The organism is Agrobacterium salinitolerans (genome assembly GCF_027498475.1).
GTDB classification, from domain to species: domain Bacteria; phylum Pseudomonadota; class Alphaproteobacteria; order Rhizobiales; family Rhizobiaceae; genus Agrobacterium; species Agrobacterium salinitolerans.
The window spans coordinates 366154-387850 of record NZ_JAPZLN010000002.1 but is presented as its reverse complement, the minus strand read 5'-3'; the positions used below and the strand labels follow the sequence as shown (position 1 = coordinate 387850).

17 protein-coding genes are annotated in these 21697 nt (G+C 58.3%); 7 read left to right on the top strand and 10 right to left on the bottom strand.

The features are described from left to right. Positions 1-58: 58 nt before the first annotated feature. Positions 59-961: a cellulose biosynthesis protein BcsN gene (gene bcsN / locus O9X91_RS10560; protein ID WP_142911907.1), complete on the bottom strand. Its 903-nt coding sequence runs from the start codon at positions 959-961 to the stop codon at positions 59-61. A gap of 445 nt (positions 962-1406) precedes the next feature. Here bcsN and O9X91_RS10555 point away from each other — a divergent pair, with 445 nt between their 5' ends. After that, positions 1407-2591, top strand: a complete 1185-nt coding sequence (locus O9X91_RS10555) for an AGE family epimerase/isomerase (protein WP_269833921.1) — start codon at positions 1407-1409, stop codon at positions 2589-2591. A gap of 50 nt (positions 2592-2641) precedes the next feature. On the opposite strand, the gene O9X91_RS10550 is transcribed toward O9X91_RS10555, so the two are convergent. Genes O9X91_RS10550 through O9X91_RS10530 form a run of 5 tightly spaced genes read right to left on the bottom strand, consistent with a single transcriptional unit; the run spans position 2642 to position 8092 of the window. Continuing rightward, positions 2642-3604 (bottom strand): glycoside hydrolase family 26 protein, encoded by a 963-nt coding sequence (locus tag O9X91_RS10550; protein ID WP_269833922.1) that lies wholly within the window; start codon positions 3602-3604, stop codon positions 2642-2644. Between the two features lie 13 nt (positions 3605-3617). Continuing rightward, the gene (locus O9X91_RS10545) at positions 3618-4121 is read right to left on the bottom strand and encodes a DUF995 domain-containing protein (RefSeq protein WP_080796642.1); all 504 of its coding nucleotides are present in this window, start codon (positions 4119-4121) and stop codon (positions 3618-3620) included. 14 nt (positions 4122-4135) lie between these two features. Beyond that, positions 4136-6088 carry a glycosyltransferase family 2 protein gene (locus O9X91_RS10540; RefSeq protein WP_142911910.1) on the bottom strand — a complete coding sequence of 651 codons (1953 nt, stop codon included), beginning with the start codon at positions 6086-6088 and terminating at the stop codon, positions 4136-4138. After that, positions 6085-7068 (bottom strand): UDP-glucose 4-epimerase GalE, encoded by a 984-nt coding sequence (gene galE / locus O9X91_RS10535; RefSeq protein WP_142911911.1) that lies wholly within the window; start codon positions 7066-7068, stop codon positions 6085-6087. Before galE ends, O9X91_RS10540 begins: the two co-directional genes overlap by 4 nt. A 1-nt stretch (position 7069) precedes the next feature. Beyond that, complete coding sequence (locus O9X91_RS10530) at positions 7070-8092, bottom strand: UDP-glucuronic acid decarboxylase family protein (protein WP_077984339.1); 1023 nt, start codon at positions 8090-8092, stop codon at positions 7070-7072. A gap of 391 nt (positions 8093-8483) precedes the next feature. Between O9X91_RS10530 and O9X91_RS10525 the strand changes: the two genes are divergently transcribed. Next, on the top strand, positions 8484-8834 hold the full coding sequence (locus tag O9X91_RS10525) for a hypothetical protein (protein WP_080795921.1): 351 nt from the start codon (positions 8484-8486) through the stop codon (positions 8832-8834). Positions 8835-8893: 59 nt separating this feature from the next. Here O9X91_RS10525 and O9X91_RS10520 read toward each other — a convergent pair whose 3' ends face one another. Further along, positions 8894-9667, bottom strand: a complete 774-nt coding sequence (locus O9X91_RS10520) for a helix-turn-helix transcriptional regulator (RefSeq protein ID WP_142911912.1) — start codon at positions 9665-9667, stop codon at positions 8894-8896. Positions 9668-10578: 911 nt separating this feature from the next. On the opposite strand from O9X91_RS10520, the gene O9X91_RS10515 reads away from it, so the two are divergent. From O9X91_RS10515 to O9X91_RS10495, 5 genes are all read left to right on the top strand, one after another. Beyond that, complete coding sequence (locus O9X91_RS10515; protein WP_142911913.1) at positions 10579-11547, top strand: fibrinogen-binding protein; 969 nt, start codon at positions 10579-10581, stop codon at positions 11545-11547. A 146-nt stretch (positions 11548-11693) separates the two neighbouring features. Beyond that, the gene (locus O9X91_RS10510; protein WP_142911914.1) at positions 11694-13709 is read left to right on the top strand and encodes a hypothetical protein; all 2016 of its coding nucleotides are present in this window, start codon (positions 11694-11696) and stop codon (positions 13707-13709) included. An 83-nt stretch (positions 13710-13792) separates the two neighbouring features. Further along, entirely contained in the window at positions 13793-16000 is a 2208-nt protein-coding gene (locus O9X91_RS10505) for a type I secretion system permease/ATPase (RefSeq protein ID WP_142911915.1), read from the top strand. 8 nt (positions 16001-16008) lie between these two features. After that, a complete protein-coding gene (locus O9X91_RS10500; protein ID WP_142911916.1) occupies positions 16009-17367 on the top strand; it encodes an HlyD family type I secretion periplasmic adaptor subunit in 1359 nt (452 codons plus the stop codon). An 85-nt stretch (positions 17368-17452) separates the two neighbouring features. After that, positions 17453-17947: a hypothetical protein gene (locus tag O9X91_RS10495; RefSeq protein WP_142911917.1), complete on the top strand. Its 495-nt coding sequence runs from the start codon at positions 17453-17455 to the stop codon at positions 17945-17947. On the opposite strand, the gene O9X91_RS10490 is transcribed toward O9X91_RS10495, so the two are convergent. The 3 genes from O9X91_RS10490 to O9X91_RS10480 form a co-directional block, all read right to left on the bottom strand. Beyond that, entirely contained in the window at positions 17944-19212 is a 1269-nt protein-coding gene (locus tag O9X91_RS10490; protein WP_269833923.1) for an O-antigen ligase family protein, read from the bottom strand. The genes O9X91_RS10495 and O9X91_RS10490 overlap by 4 nt on opposite strands. A 7-nt stretch (positions 19213-19219) precedes the next feature. Next, entirely contained in the window at positions 19220-20476 is a 1257-nt protein-coding gene (locus tag O9X91_RS10485) for a polysaccharide biosynthesis/export family protein (RefSeq protein ID WP_142911919.1), read from the bottom strand. Between the two features lie 194 nt (positions 20477-20670). Further along, entirely contained in the window at positions 20671-21351 is a 681-nt protein-coding gene (locus tag O9X91_RS10480; RefSeq protein WP_077984348.1) for a sugar transferase, read from the bottom strand. Between the last annotated feature and the right edge of the window lie 346 nt (positions 21352-21697).

Below are 21697 nucleotides of genomic sequence, written 5' to 3'. Positions count from 1 at the left end.
CGGCCCGGATTTTTTGCGATCTTCGCCTTGGCGTGCTCTTTCCCGCTGGCTCCGGCGATCACCTGCATCCTGGCGTCACCCCCGAACCGGACAGACATGCGGGCGACGGAATGGACACCTGCGGGACTTGCGATGGTTGCCGGCCGCCATCCGCCGGCGCACCATCGACGCGCCTGCCCGCCACCGTAGGCCTTGCAGGCTGGAGGGGCGCGCCAGCCGATGCGGGCGACGGGATACTGACTGCAGCAACGGGTGGAAGTGGCTGCGGTTCCGGCTGGGCGGGCGGCGCAACGGCAGCCGTGCGACGAACGGGCCGGGTCGGCACGCTCGCGGTCACCTCGCCGCCGGGCCGCATGGGCACCTCATCCGCCTCTATGGGATAGACCGGGTGGCCCGGCCGTCCGAGATTTTTATCCACCGCCTGCGGCGTGCCGTAAGGGTTCCAGCCTGGCGAGGCGTAGGCGCCGGTAATCGTGTAATTATACATGACCGCCAGCAGTCGCTCGACACTGGCGCCTGACTGGCAAAGGCGCAGCCGCACCTTGATGCGCCCGAGATTGCGGAAATCCTGCCGCATGCTTTCCGGCGAGCGTATGTCCTGCCAGCCATAAAGGCAGGTATCGTCGCCACGGCCGCTGCCGGCGGCATAGGCGAACGCGCCATAACCGTTCTGCAGGTAATTTGCCGACATGGCGATGTTTTGGCCTGGAAACTCGGACCGAATCTCCCGCGCAACGGAAGATGCCCTGAAACCGGAAAAAGTCAGCGCATCGCCACCGGTATCCCCTGCCTTTTGCGGACCGAAAAACTCGGCTTTGATATAGTTCTGCCCGGGGGTCGCGGCCTCAGAGCGCAAAATGACCTGCTGCGCCACGGCGTTGGAATAGGTGCGGTTGACCACGGTCACGATTTCGGGACCACCGGGCGGTGGGAAAACCAACGCCTCGGACGGAGACAACATCTGCGCGCCCCCGAAGGACCGAACGCCCGCGGGAGTATTGCAGCCCGAAAGAACCGCAACGGAGAACAGCAATGAAGTAAAGGCAGAAAATCTCACTGCCTTGCGCCCCTTTATTTCCCCAACGCCGCCCAGGTTAAAAGGAGACCGAATCACTAATGACCAGACCATTGTTACGAAATACGGGAGGGGATCAAATAAGCAATACGAAATTTAGGAAGTATCAAACTCGCGTTGTAATTTCTGACATTTTGGTCTTTCGAATCAACAGCGTGCATGGACCCACCGATGAGATGACGGAACCGACTGCCTTGTTATCGGTTAGTTTGGATAGAGATCGATAATTTTGCGGTTGCAGCGCAATATGTCCCATGGTCTACTTGGCTCCATGATGACGTATTTTTATTGGTCCTTTTTTTATTCAACTGTAAAAACAGAGAGTTGACGTATGACATTGCAATTTCCGAGCATCGCGCAGGCGCTTGCCGAAGAGATCGGAACATTACGCAAATGGCTGGATGAGGACGCCCTACCCCTGTGGTGGGAGGCGGGATCGGCCCGCCCGGATGGCGGCTTTTACGAGCGTCTCGGTCAGGATGCGAAACCGATTTTTTCCGATGACCGCCGCGCCCGCGTGCAGCCGCGCCAGGCCTATTGTTTCGCTGCCGCCGGCCAGCATGGCTGGCAGGGGCCGTGGAAAGACGCGCTCCAGCACGGGCTTTCCTGGTTCGAGAAGGTCTATCGCCTTGAAAACGGCCTTTACGGCAACCTTGCCGACCAAACCGGCAGGCTGATCGATCCCTCCTTCGATCTCTACAATCAGGCTTTTGCGCTTTTCGCCGCCGCGCAGGCGGCCGCAAGCCTTCCCGAGCGCAGGGACGAGATGCGCGACCGGGCGCTTGATATCCTCGCCATCCTTGAACGTGACTACAGACATCCGGTCGCAGGTTTCGAGGAGGCGAACCCGCCGCGCACGCCGCTCTGCTCCAATCCGCACATGCATCTCTTCGAGGCGATGCTGGCCTGGGAGGTGCAGGATCCGGACGGCCCGTGGTCGGCGCTTGCAGATGAGATCGCCGGTCTGGCGCTAACCCGCTTCATCGATGGCGGCAATGGCGGGTTGCGCGAGTTCTTCGCCCATGACTGGACACCCCATGACAGCGACAAAGGCCGGATCATGGAGCCGGGCCACCAGTTCGAATGGGCCTGGCTTCTTGTGCGCTGGGGGGCCCTGCGTGGAAACGATGAGGCGATCAGGAAGGCAAAACGGCTGTTCCAGATCGGCGAAGAACATGGCATCTGCCCGCGCCGCAAAGTGGCGGTGATGAGCCTCTACGACGATTTTTCGGTGCATGACGGGCTGGCGCGGTTATGGCCGCAGACGGAATGGCTGAAAGCGGCGGTACGGCTTGCGAGCGTCACGAGCGGCGAGGAGCGGCAGCGTTACCTCGCCTCCGGTCTCAGCGCCATCGGCGCGCTGCAACCTTTCCTCGACACCACGGTCAAGGGCCTGTGGTTCGACAAATGGCCAGCGGATAAGCCGATGCTCGATGAGCCGGCGCCGGCAAGCACGTTTTATCACATCGTCTGCGCCATATATGAGGCGGAGGCGGTGCTTTCAGCGGATCAATAATATCGAAGCTGCGGGCGAGCGGCATCGCCGCTCGCTGGTATCGATGGCGATCAAACCTTGGCCGGTCTGACCACGCGCCAATCAGGTCTGCCGAGATTGTGCGGCCAGGGATGAACATCCTTGTCATTGAAATAGACGACTTCTTCCAGTTGTGGAAAATCCGCCTGCTTCAGCGTCACGTCGTTCATCCACGGACGAACATAGGAATCGCCGCCTTCATAGCCCAATTCGGCAACCCAGACCGGCTTGTTGAAGTTTTCGACAAGTCCATAGCCCTTGCGCAACAGGTCGGTAAAGGTCTGCGGCGCGCCATATTCGATCTTATCGTACTCCTCGAGACCGAAGACCGAAAGACCCACAAGATCCGCGTAATTGTCGCCGGGGTAATAAGCCCGCAGACCATCCATACCTTTGGGTGACCACATCACCTTGACGCCGGGAACCGCCTTACGGGTCATGTCCACCATACGTCTATAGGCCGCGATGTAATCACGCGGGTTCCAGCCCGACCAAGAGAAGCGGCCGGACGTGTCCTCCATTTCCTGTCCCCAGCGCAGGATCAGCGGGCTCTTCATCGCAGACATGCGCGCGGCGATCGCCTGCATATTCTGGTCGTAGTCGCCTCTCATCACCTTACGGCGCAATTCGTCGGAGGTGAGCCGCCAGTTTACGTCCCAGGACCAGGGTTCGACCGTGATCAGCACGTTGCGCTTGCGTTCCATCGCATAGGCATCCGCAAGCGCCAGACTGTCGAGATCCACGTCCTCCCAGGGCAGGAACAGATGTTCCGTCGCCACCCCGGCCTGGCCGGTGAAATCGCCGTGCGGATCGTATGCGCCGAAACGAATACCGTCCGCATGCAATGTCGGTCTTTTGTCGGCAAGCGTCTTCATGCCCGTCGACGTCATGGGGGCGACACCCTGTGCGTCGAGCTTGAGCACCGGATACATGCCGGCGGTAAAGGCTGCGGCGGCACCACCTGCGAACAGAAGTTTTCTTCTTGTTATTTGCATGACACCTTACTCCCTACCTTGTTGCTCTCATCGCCTTGTCGTATGCGGCGATCTGCGGCGTGACATCGTCCTTGCGGACGAGTTTGAGGAATTCATCGCCTGGGCGTGGCGGGTTGTGCCGGAACACGTACCATGGCCCGCCCTGCTTACGCTGGTAGATCACCTTGCCGATGCGGCCGTGATCGAAACAGGTATCTGCCTTGCCTTTGCCAGCGGCGCTTTTCCAGGTGGCGCGCATGCAGAGCGTGCCGTTGGCGTCGACAGTCCAGCGGCCTTTACCGGTGGATTTCTGGCCCTTTTCCTGCGTCGCAGCGATGAATTTGCGGTCTTCGGCAATGAAGCGTCCGCCGCCCGTTTCCCATTTCCAGGTCTTATCGAAGTACATCTTCACGACCTCGCTGGTTCTGAGCGGTTTCGGCGTCTTCGTGCCACCTGCAGCATGGACCGCGCTTGGCAAGACCACCGCAAGACAGAGTACGAAAGCGGAGAATCCGCATTTGCTTATTGTTGTTTTCATCACAGCCTCCTCCTTCATTGTCCGACCCTATTGTCGGCCAGCATGATCTCTCCGGGCGCCACCGCTGGCGGCGGCGTCACGATGGGTTCCGCCTGCATTTCCTGCGGTTCGCGCAAGCCCGGTACGGTAATGCGCAGTTTCAGACGCACCGATCTCGCACCTTCCACACCCGCGCCGGCGACCGTGAACCGCGTTTCGGTAAAACTCACATAGGGCTGCCCGTGCGACAGGGCTTCCAGGCCGCCGATTGCATGGGAACTGAGCTCTACAGCACTTCCCGCCGCCAGCAGCAACGAGCAGGCTGCGGCAGTCGCTCCACCACGCAATGCCGGCAGCCTGGGCAAGCCGTTTTCCGTGGCATGACGGATGAGCAGAAACACGCAGAGGCCCGAATAGATCGCCACATTGATGGCGGCGAAGATGAAGAAACCCTCCGCCCCGTTCTCACGGGGCGCCAGAACCATGGCCGCAAGGCTGAGCGCCGCCAGTACGATGTAAGGCGCGACAACCCTCAGCGGTAGCGGCGGTTTTGCCTGCATGCCCTTGGGCGTGATGCGGAAATCGACGAAGTCGCCACGGATCGTGTCGCGTATCGCCGCCAGCACCCCCATCAGCGACCAGGGCCAGCGCAGGAACAGAAATACCATGGCCTCCCAGCTGAAAAGCTTCGCATCGTGCGGACGGAATGCGCCCGTGGCCCGCCAGAAGAAGGCAAAGACGATCATGATTAGCGAAACCGGCAGGAAATGCGCCAGAAACGCCGGATAGGATGCGTCGACCAGTACATCGCCGCGTATCAGCGCAACAGCGGGAAGCAAGAACATCAGCGCCATGAAGCCGGAAAACAGCGGATACCAGAGCTGCGAAAACAGGAACTGGAACTTCAGGCGCGCAGGCAGCTTCGGTACGTAGTGCCTTGAATATTGCAGCAGAATAGTCATCAGGCTACGCGACCACTGGAATTCCTGCACGATGAGATCGGCAAAGGTCACCGGGCCGTCGCCATGGGCGATGGCGTTGACGGCGTGGACGCCGCGCCAGCCGCCGGCGTTCATCAGAAGCGTGGTGGAATGATCCTCGGCAAGCTCCGGGCCAAGACCGCCGACCTCGCACAGGGCTTTCGTGCGCACGGCATAATGCGAACCAATGCACAGAGGCGCCCAGCCATTATTGTAACCCAGCTGCAGCGCGCCATGCAGACTAGCCTCGGCATAAAGCCTGCCGCGCGCGGCCCAGCTTTCACTGGCATTGGCGTCGCAAATGCTCGGGGCCGAAACATAGCCAACTCTCGGATCGGCAAAGGGACGGATGATCTCGCTGAGATATTCCGGCTCCGGCACATGATCCGCATCGAACTGAGCGACGAAATCATAACGCTCGTAACCGTAACGATCGTAGAAATAGGCGAGATTGCCTTCTTTGCAGCGCGTGCGCCGCGGCCAGGTCTTGCGATGATATTCGGCAACGCCCTGTCGCGTGGAAACGAAAACGCCGTGCGCACCACACCATTTCAGCGTATCCGCATCGGGAGCCTCATCGGCAAGCCAGACATCGAATTCCAGCCCTCGCTGATCGAGCCCTCTCTGATCGAGCATGGCCAGCAGCGTCTTTTGCACCACCGCGAAGGGTTCCGACGGCGCCTTGGTGACAACCATCGCCACCCTGCCCCGTGGCAGAGGGGAGCGCCGGTCCACGACCCTTGCATTCAGGAAGATGAAGATGAAATAGGACGGCAGAAGCGTGATCCACGCCAGAGTGATCGTGACGACGGTGTAATAGGGCCAGTCGATGACGCGGTCGCGATCAAGCCACCAGATCCAGAACCAGGCGAGCGTCACCAGCCAACCGCCAATGCCGAGGCGATAGGCCAACCGGTTCCAGCCGGTGAAGACCGGTTGCATCCTCAGGTCGCTGGCAACCGCGACCGAACGGGCCGATGGAACGGAAGCGGCGGAACGGATCTTCATGACCGCACCTCCAGTCCGAAGCCGGGACCTGCCGTGCGGATGATGGTGTCGATATCCGAACGCTTCGGAATAAAGCCGAGCGTCTCTTCCGCACGCTTTATATCCGCAAACAGGGCCGGCGGATCGCCGGCGCGCCGTGCGCCGAAATGGACCGGAACCTCCTGCCCCGTCACGCGGTGGATCGCGCGGATGATATCGCCGACCGATGTACCGTGCCCGGAACCGAGATTGACACGCAGCGTCTCTCCGCCATCGGCAAGATAATTGACGGCGGCCACATGGGCGTCGGCCAGATCGCTGACATGGATGTAATCACGAATGCAGGTGCCGTCGCTGGTGTCGTAATCCGCCCCGAAGACATCCAGTCGCGGCAGCCTTGCGGCCGCAGCCATCAGCGCCCGCGGGATCAGATGGGTTTCAGGCTCATGGCGCTCGTAAAGCTCACCGTCCGGATCGGCGCCGGCGGCATTGAAATAACGCAGCGCCACGAAACGCAGACCGTAGGCAGCAGCATAATCTTCCAGCGCCATCTCGAAGATCAACTTGGTGCGCCCGTAAGGATTGACCGGCATCTGCGCCGTCTCCTCACGGATAGGCAATTGCGGCGGCACGCCATAGGTGGCGCAGCTGGAAGAAAAAACCAGCCCGCCGATATCCTGGTCGAGACAGGCATCCAGCAGCGAAAGGCTCCCGCCGACATTGTTCCGGTAATATTTGCGTGGATCCTCGACGGACTCACCGACATAGGCATTGGCGGCGCAATGGATGACGAAGGCCGGTGAGAACTCCCTGAACGTGGCTTTCAAAAGGCCGCGATCCAGAATGTCGCCCTCGATAAAGGGTCCCCAGCGAACCGAATCCGCGTGACCCGTCGAGAGATTGTCGTAAGCGATGGGCTTGAAGCCGGAGAGGGCAAGCGCCTTGCAGATGTGGCTGCCTATGAATCCGGCCCCGCCCGTGACGAGGATTGTGCGGGGCATCTCATACGGCCTCCGCCACAGCCTTACCGGCCAGCAGTGCATCGAAATAGACGATGGTTTTTTCCAGACCGATCTCGAGCGGCACACGCGGTTGCCATCTCAGCAGCTCGTTTGCCCGTGAAATATCGGGGCGGCGTTGCTGCGGATCGTCGATCGCAGCAGGCAGATGCACGATGCGCGAACGGGAACCCGTCATACGGATGACGATATCGGCGAGCTGCCGTACCGGAATTTCGCTCGGGTTGCCGAGATTGATCGGCCCGGTGCAATCTTTCGGCTTGGCCGAGAAGCGCAGGAAACCGTCGATCAGGTCATCGACATAGCAGAAGGACCGTGTCTGGCTGCCATCGCCATAAATGGTGATGTCAGCGCCCTTCAGAGCTTGGACGATGAAGTTCGAAACCACACGCCCATCGTCGGGCCGCATGCGCGGTCCATAGGTGTTGAAGATGCGTCCCACCTTGATATCGACACCGAAACTACGGTGATAATCGAAAAACAGCGTTTCGGCACTGCGTTTCCCTTCATCGTAGCAAGCTCGCGGTCCGATTGTATTTACATTACCGAAATAGGTTTCCGGCTGCGGATTGATGTGCGGATCGCCGTAGACTTCCGAGGTAGAGGACTGCACCACCGTTGCACCGCATCTGCGCGCCACTTCCAGTACATTGACCGCGCCCAGGACATTGGTGAGCAGCGTACCGACCGGATCGCGCTGATAGTCTGGTGGCGAAGCCGGCGAAGCGAAGTTGAAGATCAGCGAGACATCGATGTCATAGGGTTTGCGCACATCGTGCTCGACCAGCAGAAACCGCTTATTGTCCCGCAAATGCGCCACATTCGCGGTGCGTCCGGTCGAAAGATCGTCGAGACAGATCACCTCGTGGCCGCTGCTCAGCAGGCGTTCACAGAGATGAGAACCGAGAAAACCGGCGCCGCCGTTAACGAGAACGCGTTGGCCAGGTCTCCATTCGGAGTAGATGGTGACGCCGTTGTCGTGTTCGTTGGGAACGAAATTACGCATTACACACTCCTCCCCAAGAGAAATCAGCGCAGCTGATTCACCTAAACTGGATCAAACCCCAGATTGTACGATTATTTAATACCACCCTCCGGTTTTTACTTCTTTTGGAGGTTAATATTTTCGATCGGATAAATTTCAACTTTCATGATAGGCGCAGAAGAAAACAGGTCAACTTCATTTTATCGAAATATTACAATTGATTACCCAAATCCACTCGAAATAGCCCTTGATTTAATACTTTTTAACTATGCCTATATTATGCCTTTCTTATTGAGCATTAGCGCAAGCTTCGCTCAACCAGTCGGGGCTATGCTGGTTTCGTAAGGCTCGGTCCACCGGGAACAAAACCGCCCGGCGAGATGCGACAGATAGTCGATTTCAGGGGACACACATGACGAATGAAATGCCTTATTCCCATAGCGGCAAAGCAGCCCGCCATTGTCGCTTCGCGCTTATTGCCGCGGCACTTGTAACCTTCACCTTCGCGACGGCTTCATGCTCCGTGGTCGAAGACGCCGTTCTCATCAAGACCGCGTCGGCCAATACCGCCGCGATCCAAGGCCGGGTCGCTCCGGCGAAGGCGTCCTACGGTTATCAAAAAACCGGCAACGCGGCTGTTACGCTCGTTGCCGACGCCTCGGACACGCCCGCGATATCGCGGCAGTCCTACTCGGGTTCATCTCCCTATATCTGCTCACCGAGCGGATTCGGGCAGAAATCCCGCTGCTTCCTGAGGCCCTGAGCCTCCTGGAGAAACACCGGAAGGAACCGGCGTCCGGACGGCTCTCTCCGTCCTGACGCTCAGTTCTTCCAGCCGCCGGGGAAGGTCGTGTCTTCGTCCTTGTTAAAGAAGCGCGACGCAGCCTCCGTGCGGTTGCGCACGTTCATTTTCTTATAGATATTGCGAACGTGAACCTTGACGGTGTTCTCGGACAGATGCAGCCGATCAGCAATGATCTTGTTTTGCGTTCCCTTGCAAAGCAGATCGAGGATTTGCACCTCGCGTGTCGTCAGCGCCGCCACGTCGCTCCTGCCTGCGGCAAGCGCATCGGCGCGGTTGGCGATAACGGCGTTGCTTTGAACGCTCTTGCCGCTGACGGAAGAAGAATAGGGCGTGAGCTTGCCGAGAAGGGCAGCCGGAAAATGTTCTCCGCCCTTCATCAGCAGATCGACGGCCGCCATGAAGACATCGAGCCTGAGGTTGAGCGGCAACACGCCGTCAATGACCCGCATTCCCACCAGTCTTTTCAACGACTCCTCGAACTTATCGATGGTTTCGACAACGAGCGCGATCGGCGCATCGGGGTGTTTTGCCCGAACCTCCGATAGAACGGCGTGAAGACGATCGCCAGACATGCGGTAAGGCAAAACCAGCCGTACATTATTACCGTAATCGTCTTCGATCTTCCCCGACGACCTCACGCTTACCACCGCGAATGTGGGGAACTTTTTGCCCAGCGCCTCCATGAGGCACTCGGAAAACAGGTCCGGATCCGCTATGATCAATAAAGTTCCATTTATAGGAGCAACGGCGTTTTTTTGTTTTGCCGCATAATCTGACGTCCCCATGAACATTGATGCCTCCCTCAAGCGCTTACGCATTACTTTCTTTTGGTTGTGCAGCCTGTTGTCCGCCGGCTATCTTCTCCCCCGCATACTTGGGGGTGAATCTCCGCTTTAAGTCCTGTCAACTATTATTAATCACCCGTTAATTAATACACGCTAATACGAAAAGCTGTGTAAATAAATGGCCCAAACGGGTTATTTTTTACAATTGACATACAAAACAGGCTACGAGGCAATAGAATCACCCATTCGGGAACGCCCACAAAAACAGGCGCATCGGAAAAGCTTTCGCTGTGGTTTTGCAATCCGGGAATATATAACTTTTGGTTGATATCCCTTTACATAGCTTGCCAGCGAACGAAGCGCGGAGCTGTTCCTTTCCGGGATGAAGATCATTTCCCGCCGTAATTAACCCTGGTTTCAAAGAGCCCTATTTACCCGCGGAAACCCTCTTAATCTCCGGCCAAGCCTACGACGCGGCACACCGGACAACCCTTCGGCATATATATTCGGGGTAACAGTGCCGATATGTTTAGCCCGAATTGATATCTAGGAAGCGCAATTTTTCTGCGGCACAGTCTGACCGTCGCTGAACGGCGGCCGATGGAAAGACACCTCCGGCCTTGACGTGTGTTTGAAAACGCCGGTCCCTTTTCAAGAAAACATGCAAGCAAAAAGACGAAGCCACCGCGCTCCCTGCTGGAGCGAGGAACGGATTTGTGCGCCTTTTTACCGAGTAGCGCACAAGGGCTGAACGAAAAGAGCCCGTTCACGGGCCAATACCGAACCGCAGATGATGCGTACCGAGTGCATCTGCAAAACATCAATCTTCATGCTACCTGGAGCAAGCGCGATAAAAATCCCGTTTTAGATGAGAGGGATTTCGAAAGCTGCTCCGAGCTTTTTCGGAGGAAATCGAAATGGGTTATGATCACAAGGCATCTGGCAGCGACGACGATATCACCAAGATCGGCGCGCTTTCCGAGGGTTTTGCCAACACCTCGACCAATGACGCCGAGGTCGATGACAGCAATGTCGGCACCGCAAACGGCGAAAACCGCAACAACGACAACAGCGACCACAGCACCAATGTGGATGTTGACGCCAAGATCGATGTCGACGCCAATAACGGTGACAATCGCGACAACGACTATGACTGGAGCTATGACAGCAAGTCGTATAGCGACAACGACACGACCGTCAAAACAAGCACCGAAACCAGCACTGATATCAAAACCGACTACGACTGGAGCTATGAAAGCAAGTCGTACAGCGACAACGATACCAATGTGAAGACAATTACGGATACGGACAACAAGACGTTCTCCTATTCCGACAACGACACCTCCACAAAGACCACCACGACCTCCGACAGCTTCAACTCCGCAGACAGTTTCTACAAGTCTGATGACGACTTCGGCAACATCATGGGCGTCAAGGATGTCGGCAACCTCGGCGTCGCCGGCGGAGATCTCACCTTCAATCTGGGTGACGACTTCTCCTTCACCCTCGATGTCGACAATATCCTCAACGGCTCGCTCAACGGCGCCGGCAATGACTCCGGCTTCAGCATGGTACAGGCCAACCACCTGGCCGATCAGGATATGGCCTACGACGTCAAGATGCAGAACGGCGGCGCTGAAAACCACCTGAGCGCCAATGCCGGTGACGCCTACGGCGCCGAAGGCATGGACGGCAAGGGTTGGGACCTCAAGGCCGGCGACGACGCAGCAGGCACCAGCACTGCGGATGCATCGGCAATCCTTGCAAATTCCGGTTTCCATCTGGAACTGGTGCAGGGCGCCAACATGCTCTCCAATGCAGTTGATGTCACGATCACAGGCGGTAACTCGCATGTATCTGACGTCGGTGAGGATACCAGCGCCTGACGAGCGCCTCTCGAGAAAATAGCTGCACCGGCAGATGCCGGTGCAGCTTGCGGTTGAACGACCAGGTTGGTTAAAACGAAGCACCGCCTCTGAGACGTGTGCCGCCCGCCTCCCCGTCAGCCGCAGCGATCAGGGAGGGACCTCCGATGCATATCGACAAGATTTCGGACATGATTGCGCATTTCATCGGCCTGTTCGACACGGTGATCGAGGAAGCGCGTCTGAGAAGCAACTACAGCGAAGGCCCGGCGCACTCAAATCCGGACCGTCTGCCGGACGATGAGGCGGCAAAACTACTCGACAAAAATTACGATGTTGCGCTCAAGGACTACGATCCCGACGTCAACTACCGCGCCGGTTATTATGATTTCGATTATCTGCAGCCGCATTTCGCGCGCATGGTCGAATACGACATGCAGCAGCTCGCAAATGCTGTCCCTATCGATATTTCCGCCGCCCATTTCCGTTTTCCCGGCCGTCTTTCGTTCGAGGAGGAGCACGAACTGGTGGTTCACACCGGTCCCGGCTCGGTCATCGCACATGTGGCGCAGGTCAATATTCTTCAGGACGACGACTACCTGAACATGACGGACGGCCCCTATGCGGCCCGCGATACGAGCTTTGTCACCGCGCGCACCGTCGAGTTCTACAATGAGGCGTCCACCTTCACGCCTTTTGCCGGTTTCCAGCGCACAGACAATTACGATGCCCTGCAGGCGCTGGCCAAATCTGCGCACGACTATATCGATCACGCCCGCGAAAACGACGTGACGTCGCTCGGCACAGGCGCGGATCAGGATTTCGTTCTCGCCGGCCACGACATCGACGGGCTTTATATCAACGGCTCGGTAACCGGCGAAAAGCCGATGCTCGACGACTACATGCCTGATCGCGGTATCGCCAAGCCGGCGGAAGAGCCGGAAAAGAGCGATGTTTCACTGCATGAGGACAGCCCTGCCGGCAACAGCCTCGATGTAGCCGCAGGCGCCAATGTCGTCGCCAACATCGCCACGTTGGTCAATACCGGTGTCATGACCTCTGTCACCGCCGTCATGGGCGACTATCACCAGATCGACGCGATCACCCAAGCCTATATCTATAGCGACCGGGACGAGATCGACTCCGTTTTCACACGCGCGGAAGATCAGGCGGCAACGGCAGCCTTCAATATCGCCAGCTTCGAGCGCAGCGTCTATCCGGGCGCGGAAAACACGGAGAACAATCAGGACAACGGCGAGCCGCCGGTTTTTCCAACCGCCTGGCGCGTCAGTGTGCTGGATGGCGACGTTTCATTCGTGCACTGGATCGAGCAATACCAGTTCGTCAGCGACAACGACACGCTGACGATAACGACCTCCGGCGCCACCGTCAGCCTGCTTACAGGCGGCAACGCGGTACTTAACATTGCGAATTTCCTCGGCATCGGCATACAATATGACCTGATCATCGTCGGCGGCAATGTGCTGGACATGAACATCATCAGTCAGATGGCCGTGCTTTACGACAATGACTGGGCGCGCGCCAATCCCGATGCACCGGCAGGCGCCACCATCCAGTCCGGCAACAACCTGCTGTGGAACGATGCCGCCATTCACAACGTCGGCAGCAACGACCGTTTCGAAACCATGCCGGATTATATGAACCAGACGGTGAACGCCATCAACGAGCGCGATCCCAACATGCCGGATGCGCTTGCTCATGACGTCAATTTCGGCGGCTATGAGGGTCTGAACGTCCTCTACATCACCGGCAATCTTTATGACGTCAGCATCATAAAACAGGTGAGCGTACTGGGCGATTCCGACGATGTGACGCAGGCGGCCGCCAAGCTCGCCGAAAATAACGAGGACGCCACCATCCATGTCGACACCGGCAGCAATGCCGTCGTCAATCTGGCGCAGATCATCGACTACGACAGCTTCGGCTCCACCACCTATGTCGCCGGCGGCGTTTATTCCGATGCCATACTGATACAGGGCGGCATCATCGAAAACGACATGTCGCAACCCCAGCAAGGCCAACTGGCGAACGAGGTCATCGCCTTTCTTCACGACGATCCCGCCACCATCGAAAACGAATCCAATGGCGTCATCAATGCCGGTCACGACCTGTCATGGTCGAACGGGCATTCGGCCGACGTCATGCAGACGGTCGTTGCGTAATCTCCGGCAAGCGGGGCTGCAAACGCACCCCGCTGCAGCCGGAACCGCAAACACCGCTAGATCACCGAGGGGACCGATATAAAATGGATCATATTTCAAGAAAAAACATCGCCGACGGACGCTCGCTTGACTTGCCGCTGGATCAGGAAGCGGAAGACAGCAAGCTGACGGATGCCTGTATTTCAGCAATCAATGAAGCCGTCGAGAACCTGCGCCAGTTATCCGGTGCGCAACAGACGGCAAAAACCGTTTCATCCCCCGCGCAGACCGCCTCCCCACAAGTTATCTCCCAACCCCATGCAAAAACCGATCAGGCGGAACAATTACGGGATGTTCCTCCAGAACGGCCGGCACCTCAACGGGATAGGCAACCCGCCTCCCCGCCGGAACCACAGGCCAAGATCGACAATGGCGACCTGCCTTTCGTCAAGACCATCGACAATAATGACGGGCCGCTCCGTGAAAACGAACGCCGGCCGGTGACGGGCGGCGGCGGCAAGGAGCCGACGGACAATGGCGGTGGTGGCGGTGGTGGCGGCGGCGGCGGTGGAAGCCAGAGCGGTTTTCACAAACGCAGCGAGCCGATCAATTTCGCCGCAAGCCTTGCCAAGGGCATCGCCGCCGTGCGGCGCAACATGGTGGTGGTGATGCTGTTCACGGTCGCCATCAACATCCTGCTGCTCTCCATCCCGCTCTATCTGTTCCAGATTTCCGACCGGGTTCTGACCAGCCGCTCGATGGATACGTTGGTGATGCTGACTGTCGCCGTCATTGGCGCGGTTCTGCTGCAGGCCTTCATGGACGCCATCCGCCGCTTCATCCTGATGCGCACCGCCGTTGAACTCGAGGTGCAGCTGGGCGCGCCGATCCTGTCCGCCGCCGCCCGCGCCTCCCTGCATGGCAACGGCAAGGACTATCAGACCCTGCAAGATCTGCAGCAATTGCGCGCCTTCCTTACCTCCGGTACGCTCATCGCCTTTCTCGACGCGCCATTGATGCCGCTCTTCATCGTGGTGGTCTATCTCGTCCATCCGCATCTCGGCATCATCATCATGGTCTGTTGCGTCGTGCTGTTCACCATCGCCTGGCTGAACCAGCGCTTCACTGCGAGACAGTTCGCCGAAGCATCAGGTTATCTCAGCCGCGCCAATTTCCACCTCGATTCCATGTCGCGCAATTCGCAGATCATCAATGCGCTCGCCATGATCCCCGAAGCGGTGAAGATGTGGGGCCGCGAAACCGCCGGTTCGCTGAAATCGCATGTGGCGGCGCAGGATCGCAACATCATGTTCTCAGGCGTCTCCAAGGCGGCGCGCATGATCACCCAGGTGGCTCTGCTCGGCTGGGGCGCGCATCTGTCGCTATCCGGCGAACTGACCGGCGGCATGGTGATCGCGGCCTCCATCATTTCCGGCCGCGCGCTGGCGCCCATCGAGGGCGCGATCGAAGGCTGGCACCAGTTCAACAAATCTGCCGCCTCCTATGGCCGCATCAAACAGCTTCTCGTCAATTCGCCGCTAAATTTCCCGCGCCTGCGCCTGCCCAACCCGGAAGGGCGTCTCGACGTCGAGCGCATCCTCTTCGTACCGCCGCCGCAGAAGAAGGTGATCTTGAACGGCATTTCCTTTTCGCTGAAAAAAGGGGAATCGCTCGCCATCATCGGCAATTCCGGCTCCGGCAAGACGACGCTCGGCAAGATGCTGGTCGGCTCCATCCTGCCCACGTCAGGCAATGTGCGCCTCGACCTCATGGATTTGCGTAACTGGGACCAGCGGCAATTCGGTGAAAGCATCGGCTACCTGCCGCAGGATGTTCAGCTTTTCCCCGGCACCATCAAGGCCAACATCTGCCGCATGCGCGACGATGTCGAAGACCGGCAGATTTACGAGGCCGCGGTACTGGCGGATGTGCACGAACTGATCGCCGGTTTCCCACAGGGTTATGAGACCGTGGTCGCCGCCGATGGCGCGCCGCTTTCAGGCGGCCAGAAACAGCGTATCGCACTTGCCCGCGCCTTCTTCGGCGATCCCAAATTCGTGGTTCTGGATGAGCCGAACTCCAATCTGGATACACAGGGCGAACAGGCGCTGGCCAAGGCGCTGCTGCACGCCAAAAGACAGGGCATCACCACCGTCACCATCACCCAGCGTCCGGCGCTGCTTCAATGCGTCGACAAGATCATGGTGCTGAAAGACGGATCGGTCGCCATGTTCGGCGAAAGGATGGACGTGCTGAAGGCGCTTTCCGGCAATGGCCGCCAGGCTAACCAGTCCCCGCAAATCGAGGGTTGAGGACCGTCATGTTCAAAAAGAAAACCACCATTGCCGAAGTCAAACCCCAGGGCCAGCTGGAGTGGTACAGCGAGGTGCCGCGCTCGATCCGCCTGCACAGTTCGATCGGCCTTGCCATGCTGCTCGCCTCATTCGGCGGCTTCGGATTCTGGGCCGGCACCGCACCGCTCTCTTCCGCCATCATCGCGCAGGGCAGTTTCGTCGCCACCGGCAACAACAAGGTGGTGCAGCATCTGGAAGGCGGCATCATCAAGGAAATGATGGTCAGCGAAGGCGACACGGTCAAGGAAGGCGATGTCCTTCTGACGCTGGACAAGACGACGGCGCTTGCCAACGAGCGCATGCTGCAACTGCGGCGGCTTCGCCTCGAAACCATCGTGGTGCGCCTACGCGCCGAGGCCCAGGGCGCAAAAAGCTTCAAGGTGCCCGATATCGTCATGAAGGAAGCCGGCGATCCGGATATCACTTCCATCATCCAGAGCCAGAACATCGTGTTCCACAGCAAGCTCATCAAGCTGGAAGAGCAGCTGAACCTTATCGACAAGAACATCAAGTCGCTGGAGTTCCGCTATGCGGGGTATGAAGGTCAAAAACAATCCTTCGACCGGCAATTGGCGCTTTTGACACAGGAGCGCGACTCCAAGGAACGGCTCGCCAAGAACGGCGTCATCCGCAAGACCGACATGCTGGCGCTGGAGCGCGCCATCGCCGACGCCATGGGCGATATAGCCCGGCTGAGCGGCGAGATGAACCAGAGCGAGGCGGAAATCGCCAAGTTCCGGCAGGAAGCGGTCATTGCCGTCAACGCCAACAAGCAGGCGGCGCTCGATGCGCTGGAAACCGCCGAATCCGATCTCGACAGCGTACGCGAACAGGTGCGCGGCGCGGCTGAAGTGCTGGAACGCACCATCATCCGCTCCCCCGTCAACGGCACCGTGGTGCGCGCCTATTATCACACGCCTGGGGGCGTCATCACGACAGGCAAGCCGATCATGGAAATCCTGCCCGCCCATGTTCCCCTCATTCTCGAGGCACAGGTGCTCAGAACCTCCATCGACCAGCTGCATGAAGGGCAGACCGCCGCAATCCGCCTCTCAGCGCTCAACCGCCGCACCACGCCAGTTCTGAACGGCAAGGTCTTTTACGTTTCGGCCGACAGTATCGAGGAAAATGCCGGCCTTCAGGTCAAGGACGTCTATATCGTGCGCGTCCAGATACCCGACGAAGAGATCGCCAAGGTCCATAATTTCCATCCCGTGCCCGGCATGCCGGCCGACGTGCTGATCCAGACCTCGGAGCGTACCTTCTTCGAATATCTGACCAAACCGATCTCCGACAGCATGTCCCGCGCTTTCAAGGAAAGATGAAGAAATAACAGGGATTTACACTGTCAATCCCGCCCCTGTCGGCATATAATGCCCGTATAATTCTTTTGGGGTGGGGGAAGCGGGCATGGCGGCGATGTCGGATGTATTGCTGCTGGTCGGCAGGCTGAATTACGTGTGGACCAACACGGAAAGCCTGATGATCTATCTGATCGTCCATCTCCTGAAAGTGGAGAAGGAAGCGGCAATCGTCGTGTTCCTGACGCTTAACACCACACGGGCGCGCATGGATTTGATCGAGCGCCTGGCGAAGCTTCCTTCCACCGATGCGAAGGACCGCAAGACCATACTCTCCATCATGGCGCGGCTGAAGAAGGAAGCGAAGACGCGCAACAAATATAATCACTGCATCTATTCCTTCGATGAAAAAGGCGAGATCGCCAGCACGCAACTCATGCGGCTGGTGGAGGATGACAGTCAGGTGCGCTACGGGAAGGTGGAGCGCATGGACGAGAAAGAAATCGGGCTGCTCGAAAAATCGATCGCCGACATCGTCGATGTCAGCAAGGACATGTGGAGTTTCATCCACGCCAGTCCGCATGTCTCGGCGGATTATCTCTAGGCTCTCGTTTGCAACCGCGTTCCGATTGCCGGGTGTTGCTCGCTCCCCTCAGAAACCCTTGCCGGAAGACATAGTTTCCCGGCCGCGAAATAAAGCAGGAACGAGCCTATCTGGTAGGGGAAGATGATGTCGATCTCTACGAAGGAACGCACGACAAACAGGGCGCAGATCGCAAACAGGATGACGCCCTGCGGATCGCTCTTGCGCATCAGCACCGAGCGCAGATGCCCGAGCAAAGTGCCATAAAGCACCATGCCAAGCAGCAGCATGCCGACAAAGCCGTTTTCCACCACGGTCTCGATGTAGGTATTATGGAAATGAAAGCCGCTGCGGCCGGTAATGAAGAAATCGTTCCACAACCGTTCGGCATCGGGAAAACCCGCAACCCAGAACCCCTGATAACCGACACCGAGGATCGGCGTCTGTTTCGCCGCCTCGATGCCCTGCTGCCAGAGGTAGGTTCGGCCGGTCAACGTCGAATCCTTGCCGAAAATGCCGAGAATGGCGTCTAGCAGGCCGAATTGCAGGGAAGCGACCGCCAGCAATGCGCCGAGACCACCGAGCACAAAAAACGTCATCTTTCGGTTCGCCGGCGAAAGCATGCCGATGGGAATGAAGCCGATGATGAGCGCGACCACCGCCGCCGTGGTAATAGTGGATGTGGCCGATTGGGACGCAAGGAGGCTATAGGCCGACAGGAGCCCGGTGACGCCGGCAATCGGCAACCAGATGCCCTTTTGCTTGAGCACCAGCACCGATGCCGCGGCAAAAATAACGCCGAGCGAGGCATAAAAGCCGAGCTGGTTCTTGGAAGAGAAAGCGCCAACGAAACTATAGGTACCATCCAGCGCATCGAAGAGATAAATGCCGAACAGCAGCGAATAAAGCAGAACGACGGCGATGCCGATCAGCGCGCCGCGCGTCAGCGTCCCGATCGAGATCACCCGCATGGCGATCAGCGCGCAGACGATATGCGTCATATACTGGATGGAGGCACGCATGGTCACCGGCGCCGCTTCCGACCAGAAACTGGACAGAACCGTCAATGTGCCGAAGGCGAATATCCAGAGATAGCGCGGATAATTGCCGAGCACGCGCCGATAATCGACCACCACCAGCGGCAGCCACATGCCATAATAGGCCAGAACCGAGATTTGCCCGAAACGCGACGAGTAAGCGAAGACGAAGAATGACAGCGCAACCGCCGTCATTCCGTAAATTTCATTAAGTTCGGGATCGATCAGCGCCGATTTGGCGATCCGCATAAAAACCTCACTGCATCAGGATTTCAGACGAGACCTTGATGACATCGCCGGGCTGGAGCATGGCGTTTTCATCCACTTTCAGCTCCTTCGGCTTGCCGTTTTCCTCACGCACCACGACATAGCTGATCGTCGCGGACTTACCCGACGGATCGAAACGGATCGCTTCTGCCGATTGCGCCAACGCTTCCGACATCAATTCGCGGCTGGTGGTCAGCTGCAGGTTAAGCTTGTCCAGTTCCGCTTCCGTGTCCTGCAGTTCCTTGGAGCGCTGCGCCACCCAGTCGTTGCGCAGGTTGATCTCGTCCTGGGTCGCCTTGTTGATATCCTGTTTGGCGCGCAGCGACTGCGTATCGATATCGAGCAGGTTGGATTCCACTTCCGCGGCGCGTTCTTCCGCAGAAATACGCCGTTGCGACAGCGCAAGCCCCTGCTCGTTCAGCCGGTTGACGCGGTCGCGGTCCTCGTTGGCAAGCTGGAGCTGACGGTTCTGCGTTTCCGATTTCTTCTTCAGGGATTCGACTTCGCTCTCCAGGAGGGCGTGGAGGTCCGTTAGCGCCTTGAGTTGCAGGGTGTAACGTTCGGTGCGCGATTTCATCAGCGCGCTTTCGCTGGCCAGCAGCAGGTCGATATCGCCGATCTTTTCCATTTCAGGCGTCTTGGCGATGGTCGCGTCACCCTTGACCTCGGCAATCAGCCGCGCCTGACGGGCAAGCAGCCTTGCGCGCTGATTGTCATAGACGGCTGCGTCACCGCGGGCATTGATGAAGTCGCGGGCAAAACGCTGCCCGGCATCCGAGCGCCGCAGACCCCCGGCAAGGCTGACCGCCTTCAGCACCGTGAGATTGGCGGCATAGGGATATTCACCCGGCGTCTGCACATCGCCGCTCAAGAAGATCGGCCGGAACTGCGCGATTTCGACGGAGGCCGAAGGCAGGTTGCGAAGGGCGAACTTGCTCTGAAGCTGGGCTCCAATCTCTTCACTGACCTCCGATGGGGTCTTGCCCGCAACATCCAGTTGGCCGATGAAAGGCAGAGACAGCGCCCCCGACGGACCGACGGAATAATCACCGTTGATCACATCCCAGTTGCGGATGCTGCCATCCGCCGGCTGCCATTCGGCAACGCGGATACGCAGCTTGTCAGCGGTACCGAGCTTATATTGGGCGCCACCCGCAGCCATGGCGGAGAGCGGCGCGGAAAGGGCGACGGAAGCGGCAAATACGAAGGCCACAAACGGGCGGCGGGCGGCAGACAAGCCGTTCATCGGGAAACTCCCTGTTAGCGGATCGCCACACGGGCGAGCCGGCCGTCGCGCAGCTGGGCAGGGCCGCCTGCGCAGCGCCGCGAAAAGCGGCCGGTATGATTAGCACCAATGACGCACCCAAAGACCGGACTTGGGATCCCGGTCGGGGTGCGTGTCGAAACGAAGATCGATAAAGCCGAACTCAATATCGGTTTTCAGTAGCTTCCGCGTGAAAGGCACACGGCGGGTATGGTCTTGACGATGATGAAGACATCCTGACGCATCGACCAGTTCTGCACATAGTGCGTGTCGAAAGCGACGCGTGTCTTGTAGGATACGTCGTTGCGGCCGCTGATCTGCCACAGGCCGGTCAGGCCCGGGCGGGTGCTGAGATAATAAGCGGCGGCGCTCTCATAATAACTCAGTTCTTCATCGACGACCGGGCGTGGGCCAACCACGCTCATTTCGCCGCGGATGATGTTGAGAAGCTGCGGCAGTTCGTCGAGCGAGAGCTTGCGCAACACGGCGCCGACGGCAGTAACCCGCGGGTCGTTCTTGAGCTTGCGGGTGGCGCGCCATTCTTCGGCCGCTTCCGGATTGGCCGCAAGATATTGCCGGAGAATCTCATCACCGTTCATCGCCATCGTCCTGAATTTCAGGCAATGGAAATAGCGGCCATTATGCCCCACACGCCGGTGACCATAAAAGATCGGGCCGGGATCGGACAACTTCACCAGCACGGCGATCAACAGGAATATCGGGCTGAAGATGAGCAGCGCAAGCGCAGCCGATGTCATATCGAAGCTGCGTTTTGCGATGCCCCCGATAGGGAAACTGACATCGAAATCTTCGGAGCTGCTGAGTGTCTGTTCAGCCGATTGGGTCGCGGACTTCATAGAGAGAACTCCATTTATGTTTTGCGATTGGTCGGTGCCCGGAGGCGCGTCTTTCCGTCTAAAGGAGATAACAAGTCTGTGTTCGGAATTTGATGCTAATGGATTTTTTGTAAGGCACATTGGCCATAACCGTCTATGCGATTTCTTGCGCGAACGGCCGATCAACGTCCGAGCAATATTAACGGTTGCATAAAAAAGCAACAAATGCGCCGACGGCCATGTGTGGAGAGCATGGGTAGTACCGCGCCATGTATTGGGTTTTGGACCTTCGGCGGTCTTTTCTTATATGTTTCTTATGACTTGCGCAGATGGGACAGGAACGCCAAGAAAAGGCATCTCTCGAAAA